The sequence below is a fragment of the Microbispora sp. ATCC PTA-5024 genome (assembly GCF_000511135.2).
Classification (GTDB): domain Bacteria; phylum Actinomycetota; class Actinomycetes; order Streptosporangiales; family Streptosporangiaceae; genus Microbispora; species Microbispora corallina.
Genome location: NZ_KI866522.1, coordinates 721,250 through 729,421 on the forward strand (window position 1 = coordinate 721,250; position 8,172 = coordinate 729,421).

Consider the following 8,172-nt stretch of genomic DNA (forward strand, 5'->3'; position numbering starts at 1 on the left):
GGGGCCGGTCGCCGCAGGACGGTTCCGGGTCCGCGGGCCCGACCCCGCCGGGCGACGGACCGTCGTACGGAAGCGGGCCGCTCGCCGGGGCCGTCCCGGGACCGCGGCCGCCCGTGCCGCCGCCCGTCCCGTCGCACTCGGGTGGAGCGACGTCCCCGGGCCCGTACGTCCCGGGCGGGTACGTCCCGGAGCAGCGCAGGACCGAGGGGTCCGCCGGCTTCGGGGGCGTGCCGCCGCAGAGGGACGCGGGCGGCGCCCGGGCGCCGGGAGCCGTCTCCGACCTGAGGCGGGCGACCACGGGACCCGGAGTGGCGGCCACCACGCAGGGCCGCCGGCTCGCGGACGGGCCGACCGTCCGCCCGGCGGGCCTGTCCCGGCAGTCGCTGGTCTTCGCCGCGGTCGCGGCCGTGTTCGCGCTGCTGCTCACGGCCGGCGTCGCCATCATGATCATGGAACGGCCGGGCGGCACGGACGTGCCCACGGCGACGACGACGCCGCGCGAGGACGCCACCCGTGGGGCGACGCGGGAGGGGACGCAGACGCCCGGCCGGGCGGCCGCCGTCCTCGACGTGCCCGCGACGACCCGGGGCTGCGCCGCTGCTCGCGTGGCGGGCGCGGGCGCGGCGTGCGTCGTCACGCCCGAGTGCTGGGCGGGGCTCGTCTCGATCTCGGGCGACGTCACGGCGCGGCCGTTGCCCTGCACCGGCAAGCACGCGTGGGAGACGTTCGCCGTCGCCCCGCTGCCCGCCGGCCTGAGCTCCAGCGACCAGGACACGGTGTCGAGGCATCCCACGGTCGCCGGGCTCTGCACGATCTCCACCCTGCTGTCGTCCCGGCGGGGGCGGGCGGCGACCGTCACCGCCGACAGGTGGGAGGTCGCGGTCCTGCCGCCGAGCGCCGCCAGATTCGCGGCCGGCGACCGCACCTACCGGTGCATCGGCCGCGTCACCGGCTCCGACAGGTCCGGCGCGGTCTTCGCCTCCTCCTGACGCCTCCTCCCGGCGCCTTGATCTGGCCTGGCGCCCGCGGGAGGAGACGGCGTCAGGACCCGGACGCGGGGGGCCGGCGCCGTGTCGTCCGCGGCTTCCGGGCGGCTCCCCCGGCGCCGCCGCGCCGGGCGGCCTCGTGGCCGCCCTCCTCGGCGAGCGCGGTGAGCTCGGCCAGGGCGTCGCCCAGGTAGTCGACGATGTCCCAGACGTCCGGGACCATGTCGCGGTCGACGATGATTCCGAAGTCGAGCCTCCCGTCGTACGAGAAGACCGTGATGTTGATCCCGCCGCTCACGTCGGTGATGACCGAGATCGGGAACAGCGCGAGCACCCGCGCGCCGCAGACGTAGAGCGGCGTCTGGGGGCCGGGCACGTTGGAGATCAGCAGGTTCATCGCGGGCGCGCGGCGCGAGGCGAAGCGGAAGGCCGACCGGGCCGCGAGGGCGTTCAGGGCCGCGGGCATGGCCTGGCTGAACTCCAGCAGCCACGCCGCCGGGGCCGCCGCCATCCGCTCCTTGACGATCTGCATCGACCGGTTCACCGACCGCAGCCGCTCCTCGGCCCCGGCGACGTCGGTGGGGATCGTCGTCATCGTGAGCGCGACCTCGTTGGCCGCCGAGCCGTTCATCCCCTGCCCGCGGGTGGACACGGGGATGCCGACGACGAGCGGGACCCGGGGAAGCTCGTCGCGTTTGGCGAGCCACCGCCGCAGCGCCGCCGCGCACAAGGCCATGACGACGTCGTTCACGGTCACGCCGAAGGCGTTCTTCACCCGTTTGACCTCGTCCAGCGGCAGCTGCCCGAACGCGAACCTGCGGTGCTGCGAGATCGGGCCCGAGAACGGCGTGCGGGGGACGGTCATCCGGGGCAGGCCGGGCAGCCGCTCGGCGCCGGCTCCGCGCACGATCCTCGACACCAGGCCGGCGCCGGGGATCTGGGAGATCACCGGCACCTCGTCGAGCCGCGGCACGGCCTCCGACAGGAAGCGCAGCAGCGCCAGGGGGTTGTCCAGGACCCGGGCGATCCCGCGGATCACCATCTCGATCGTGTCCGGCGCCGCCTGCAGAGGCGCCGGGTCCTCGCCCGGCTCACCGGGCTCGTCGCACGGCACGGGCTCGAAGTCCATCAGCGCGGCCAGCACCTCGGCGCCGGTCACGCCGTCGACCGCGGAGTGGTGGACCTTCGTGTAGACGGCGACCCGGCCGCCGGCGAGGCCGTGGATGAGGTACAGCTCCCACAGCGGCCGCCGGCGGTCCAGCCGGCGGCCGTGCAGCCGGGCGACCTGCTCGGCGAGCTGATGGTCGTCGCCCGGGGACGGCAGCGCCAGCTCCCGGACGTGGTAGTCGAAGTCGACGTCCCGATCCTCCACCCAGTACGGGTGGTCGAACCCCAACGGCACCTGGACGAGCCGGCGCCGCAGCGGCGGGGCGAGGTGGAGCCGGCGGCGCAGCAGGGCGATCAGGTGCTCGCGCGTGACGGCGCCCCCGGGCGAGGCCGAAGGGTCGAGGATCGTGAGCGCCGCGATGTGCGCCAGGTTCGTGGCCGTCTCGAAGTTGAGGAACTGCGCGTCGAACGCGCTGAGCTGCTGTCCCATGCCTATTCCCTTGCCCGCAATCGCCGCCGTTGGACCACCGCCTCACCATCCCGGTCGCCGCCTCGTGAGGCCCGGGCCGACGCCCCGGCCAGGCCGGGATCAGTGGTGGTGGGTCGCGTCGGGCTGGCGGGGGTCGGCCGGGTGCTCGAAGCCGGCCATGAGCCGGACGGCCTCCGCGTGCCGTCCGTCGAGCCAGCGGGCGAACGCCCGCTCCCGGCCGGCCTCGGCGAGCTCGCGCCGGATGCGCTCACGCGCCGTCTCGTACGGCTCCCGCCGCGCGGGGGCGACGCGCTCGACCACGACCGTCCACGGTCCGCCGGGCCCGTCGAGAGGGCCGACCGTCTCGCCCTCGCGGGCGGCGAAGACGGCGTCCTCGATCGGGCCGGTGATCTCGCCCCTGCGCACCGGCCCGAAGGGCCGCACCCACCGGGTCTCCGGCGTGGTGAACCTGTCGGGGTTGCGCCGGTAGTAGCCGCGCACCTCCTCTTCACCGGGCCCCTCGCCTTCCGCCACGGCGCGGCAGACCGCGCGGGCGAGCGGCATCGCCGCCAGCAGGGCCGCCGCGACGCCGCCGGTCCGCAACGCCGCCGCGAGCGTCAGGGCCACGGCCTCGCCGGGACCTCTCTCCTGGGGCCCGCCGTCGGTGATCCCCCGGCGGGCCGCCTCCTGCTCGACGAGGATCTCGGCCGCCATCACCTGGACGACCCAGCGGCGCAGGTTGCGGCCCTCGGCGGTGTCCGGATGGGGAAGGCGGGCGGCGAGCGGCCCGTTCCTGAGCGTGGCCAGCCGCGCGTCCACCTCGGCGGCCGGGACGGCTCTGCCGTCCACCACCGCCGCCACACCGGATGACCGCTCCGCCCAGGTCGCACTCGGTGACCGCGCCGCCTCGACGCCCGGTGATGGCAGCGCTCCCGCCGCGGTCCGGCGCGTCACCGGCCGACCTCGATCTCGACGGTGTCCGTGTAGTGCAGCCACCCGGCGCAGGCGACCTTCACCAGCGCCCACCACCGCCCCGGCCGGGCGCCCGCCGGGACCCGTACGGGGAACCGCACCTCGGCGTCCCCGGCCGGGGGCACGACGACGCCCGTGTTCCACATGGGGAACAGCTCGAACGTGTGCCACGGGCTGATGAGCTGGGCCTGGACGGACAGGGGCGACAGCGCCTCCGACTGGAGCCGTACGACGATCTCCGCCCGGCCGCCGGGCGACAGCCGCAGGAAGGGCGGGTCGCCCAGGCCCTCCAGGCGGACGTCGAGACCGGGGTGCCGGCGGCCGCCCACATGCAGTCGGGTCACGTCCTGGTACGTCTGGCCTCCGTACTCCGTCGTCGCGGTGAACGTGTAGAGGCCGCCCTCGGCGTCCTCGGGAGGGGTGAGCCGTACGGGGACGACCGCGTGGCCGCCAGGCGCCAGCGCGTACGGGCGGACGGCCGGCTCCACGGCCCACCCGGCGGGAGCGGTGAGCGTCACCACCCCGGAGGCCTCGTCCACGGTCAGGTTCGAGGCGACCGACAGGGTCAGCTCGGCCGGTCCCTCGACGTCGAGGTCCTGCGGCTCCAGGTGCACCGCGACCGGCACGTTCCCCAGCGGCGCCGGGCCGGTGTTGTTCAGCCAGTAGCGGGTGTACACGGGCTGGTGCGGCTCGACCGGCGCCGTACCGTCGGACGTGGGCCGGGGGGCCGTGACGGGGGCGGTGAGCGTGACGACCTCCATGGCCGTGAGCGTGGCGGGCGCGTCGCCGGTGACGTTCTCCAGCAGGTCGGCGCGGCTCCACTCGCCGATCGGCAGGCCGGTGGCGACGGTCGCCGGGCGCTGCGCGCCGCCGGCCTCGTACAGCCGGGCCGTCACGCCCTCGACGGCTCCGGAGGGGACGCGGCCGGACGCGATCGGGGTGCCCGTCGCCTTGAGCGCGGCGAGCACGACGCCGGGGGCCGTCTCCAGGTACGACCGGGGCCCGGCCTCCCCGTCAGGCCCCGGTTCGGCGAGTACGGACAGCAGCGGGTGGTTGAGATCGTGGCCGAGCCGTACGAGACCGGCATCCCGCCAGTCCCCCGGGGCGCCGACCAGGGCGCACTCGAAGGAGTGGGTCCAGTGCTGGAGCTGGAAGTTGGAGCCGTCGGGCGCGGTGCGGCGGGGCGGGTCGATCCAGACGCCGGACGGCCAGCCGGTGCACGACCGCATGAGCGACAGGTGGAGGGCGCCGGAGGCGTCGACCGCGAAGCCGGGGATCCCCCGGTTGAGCAGCCCGACCGTGTACTCGTCCAGATCGGGGTCGGTCGTCTCCACCCCGGCCTGGACGGCCTCGACGCTGGCGTCGGCCAGGTCGGCGACCAGGTCCTCGACCGCGCCCTCCCCGCACACCACCAGCACCGGCAGCGCGCGCGGCCCGGTGAGGTCGGCGCTTGGCACCCACACCTTCTCCAGCGGCTCGTCCGCCGGGACCCACAGCCGGGCCCGGCCGCCGGCCTCCAGCGTCCGGCGCAGCAGGTCCGCCTCGCGGTCGTCGAGCAGCCCGGCCACGAACGGGTTCTCCTCGGGGGTGCCCACGGCGATGCGCACGTCGGGCAGGTTGGAGTCCACCGCGAGGTCGCCGTAGCGGGGGCCGGGGGCGGTGGAGCACGTGGAGGTGACGCCCTGCCGGACGAGGGCCACGGCGAGGTCACGCGGCACGGGCCCCGACGGCGGAGCGATGATCTCGGCGACGCCGATGGCCCGGGTGCCGGCGGCGCGGCCGTCCTCGGACCGGACGCGCACGCGGACGGTGGACGACAGCGCGAACCAGCTGTGGGCGGGGTTGTCCAGCGTCCAGGGGTGGTCGGCGGTGTCGACGTCGATCAGGCCGAAGCCGCGGCCGATCACGGCGTCGCCGACCTCGCTGACCGGCAGCGCGCCGGGCACGGCGACGGGCCACCGCAGGCGCAGCAGCGCGTCGGAGCCCTCGAACTCGTCCACGTGCGTGGTGAGGTCCACCCGCGGGAGGCCGTCCCAGAGGGTGATCTCCTGGGTGTACGCGGCGGGACCCACCCTGCCGGCGACCGTGATCCGCCGGCCGATCGGGCATTCGGCGACCGTCACCTCGGCGTGCGACCCGGACGAGCCGGCGACGGTCCCGTTGGGCAGCAGGTGCCAGGGGCCCTCGTGGAAGCGGGGGTGCGCGGGGTGCTCGCCGTAGACCAGCAGCTCGTTGCCGACCCGGCCCGACTGCAGCAGCTCCCGCCCCTCCACGCGCAGGCTCGACACGGCGCCGCCGCGGGCCGGGTCCACCTCGACCGCGTGGGTGGCGTTCTCGATCCGGGTCCCCTCCCGTGCGGCCCAGCCGACCGGCGCGGGCTCGGCGGCCGGGACGAGCCGGAACGTCCGGTGGCCCAGCGCGGGCACGTCCTCGGCGAGGAAGACGGCGTCGACGGCGGCGAGGCTGCCGTCGGGATGACGTTCCGGGTGCTCCAGGAGCACCGGGCGCTCGGGCGGGTCGAGGGTCACCCCGTACGACCCCGGCTCGGGGATCTCCAGCCGCACCCGCACGAGATCGGTGCGCGGCCAGGAGGACGGGTTCCACACCGCCACCGGCCCGAGGCCCTCGCTCAGCGCGCGCAGGGACGCGCCGAGCACCTCGCGGCCGAGGTCGTGGGCCTCCCGCCAGCCGGTCAACAGGTCGAGGTAGACCTGGTCGGACTCCGAGCCGGTGATGCCGTCGTGGTGCGCGCCGTACACGAGCTGACGCCAGGCCTTGTCGAGCGCGGCGTGGGGGTAGGGCGCGCCCCGGACGAGCGCCGCGACGGTGGCGAACTTCTCGGCGTCCACGACCAGCGACTCGGCATGCCGCTGGGCCTGCTTGGTGTCGATGAACGACACGTCCTTGCCGGTGTAGACGGGGTTCATGTCGCGGGTCTGCGGCGACAGCCGCACGCCCTCCCGTCCGGCCTCCTCCCGGACCGCGGCGAAGAACTCCCGGGGCAGGCCGCAGACGAACCGCGGCGAGACGTACCGCGCGTTCCAGTCGCGCGGGATCCGGGTGACCCATTTGTTGGGCGGCGTGTAGTCGGTGCCGACCGGGAGCAGCACGTTGCGGGTGGCGGCCACCCGCTTCAGCAGCAGGAACAGCGAGTAGACGGCCGCCTCGGCGAGTTCGAGGGTGGCCGAGGAGTCCATCCACCAGCCGGCGCTGTAGTGGGCCGGCATGTAGTGGGTGAGCACGCCGCGCCCCGAGGGCGACAGCCACTCGAACTCCGAGGGGAACTGCATGACCGAGGGGTCGTCCCAGCCGCCGGTCCGCAGCATGGGCCCCCACTGGTGGAACGGCCCCCGCGCCCACGAGCTGGAGGTGAGGCCGGCGTCGGCGGCCATGCCGGGGAACTGCGGGTCGTGGCCGAACGCGTCGAGCTGCCAGGCCGTGGCCGGGTCGCCGCCGAGCACGTCGCGCTGGAAGCCGATCCCGTGGACGATGTTGCGGATCGTCGACTCGGCCCCCGTGAGGTTGGTGTTCGGCTCGTTGTAGGTGCCGCCCATGATCTCCAGGCGACCTTCGGCCAGCAGCCGGCGCAGGTACGCGCGGTCCCGGGGGTGGGCGTCCCAGTACGGCTTGAGGTAGTCGACCTCAGCCAGCACGAACGTGTAGTCCGGGTCCTTCCTGGCCGTCTCCATGTGCAGCCGGACCAGCTCGAACCCCGAGTGCTGGAAGTCCATCCGGTTGGCCTGGGCGGCGGCGCCCGCCGCGTCCCAGGTGGAGGTGTAGGCCGCCTGCGTGTTCCACCAGACGGGGTCGTAGTGGAAGTGGGGCACCATCCAAACCGTCCAGCCCGGCTCGGCGACCGTGAGCTCGCCCTCGGCCTCGCTCAGGCCGTCCGGCCCCGCCACCCGGACGCCGATCGGGATCCGGGCGCCGGCGGGGTGGCCGGTCTCCACGGGCACCTCGGCGACGAACGCCTCCTCCCCCGCGACCCCGTCGTACCGGCCCGAGCCCTCCACCCCCGGCCCGGTGACCTGGACGTCGGCGTGGGCGGGCGCGGGCTCGATCGTCACCCGTACGACCTGGCGCGGACCCGGGACGAAGAGATCGGTGGACTCGACGGCGGTGATGCGCATGGGCGCCCCCTGTTTCGGCTCCTTCGGTGCACCCGCCGCCGAGGCCCTGGGTCGCCCCCGGGGGACGGGTGACGGCCAAGACATCCCCCGCCCGTCGCGCGCTCACCCTCGTGATCATGAAATTGCGATCACTCCCCGGAAAACGGGATGCGGGGCGCGCCGGCCGTTCCTACCGTGGTGCCCGTGGCCGTCCCGACGCCCCTCGACCCCGCCGGCGCGCCCGGCGACCTGCTGACCGGGATCTACCGGCTCCGGCGCGAGTGCCACCTGCTCGACGCGCCGCGTCAGCCGTTCCCTGGCGAGACGGCCTGGCGGCGCGCGCTCGCCGACCCGCCCCCGCACCTCCGCCGCGCGCACTGGGTGGTGGACGGCGGGTACGCGAGCCTGCTGTGGATGCCGCGCGGAGCCGGGGCGCTCGCGGAGATCTGGGTGGCGCCGGCGGCGCGGCGGCGCGGGCTGGGACGCGACCTGCTGGCCGCCGTGTCCGCGCACGCCCGTTCGCTCGGGG

The 8,172-nt window shown here is 75.6% G+C and carries 4 protein-coding genes and 1 pseudogene; 2 read left to right on the forward strand and 3 right to left on the reverse strand.

All coding sequences use genetic code 11. From position 1 onward, the window contains the following. Nucleotides 1-989: pseudogene (locus tag MPTA5024_RS03340) on the forward strand (hypothetical protein); the annotation flags it as partial. A gap of 52 nt (nucleotides 990-1,041) precedes the next feature. Here MPTA5024_RS03340 and MPTA5024_RS03345 read toward each other — a convergent pair. The 3 genes from MPTA5024_RS03345 to MPTA5024_RS03355 form a co-directional block, all read right to left on the reverse strand. Further along, nucleotides 1,042-2,583: a WS/DGAT/MGAT family O-acyltransferase gene (locus MPTA5024_RS03345; RefSeq protein ID WP_063794611.1), complete on the reverse strand. Its 1,542-nt coding sequence runs from the start codon at nucleotides 2,581-2,583 to the stop codon at nucleotides 1,042-1,044. A 99-nt stretch (nucleotides 2,584-2,682) separates the two neighbouring features. Continuing rightward, nucleotides 2,683-3,516, reverse strand: coding sequence for a peptidylprolyl isomerase (locus MPTA5024_RS03350; protein ID WP_157099274.1), 834 nt, complete (start codon nucleotides 3,514-3,516; stop codon nucleotides 2,683-2,685). Then, nucleotides 3,513-7,664, reverse strand: coding sequence for a glycoside hydrolase family 38 C-terminal domain-containing protein (locus tag MPTA5024_RS03355; protein WP_036319751.1), 4,152 nt, complete (start codon nucleotides 7,662-7,664; stop codon nucleotides 3,513-3,515). The genes MPTA5024_RS03350 and MPTA5024_RS03355 overlap by 4 nt, the downstream gene beginning before the upstream one ends. A 183-nt stretch (nucleotides 7,665-7,847) precedes the next feature. Here MPTA5024_RS03355 and MPTA5024_RS41770 point away from each other — a divergent pair. Next, nucleotides 7,848-8,172: GNAT family N-acetyltransferase (locus tag MPTA5024_RS41770; protein ID WP_198166929.1), on the forward strand; the 325-nt coding region annotated here is incomplete at its 3' end.

Bases quoted from the DNA above. Each gene is read 5' to 3' on its own strand.
- MPTA5024_RS03355 (WP_036319751.1), bottom strand. From the start codon at position 7,664: ATGCGCATCACCGCCGTCGAGTCCACCGATCTCTTCGTCCCGGGTCCG.
- MPTA5024_RS03345 (WP_063794611.1), bottom strand. From the start codon at position 2,583: ATGGGACAGCAGCTCAGCGCGTTCGACGCGCAGTTCCTCAACTTCGAG.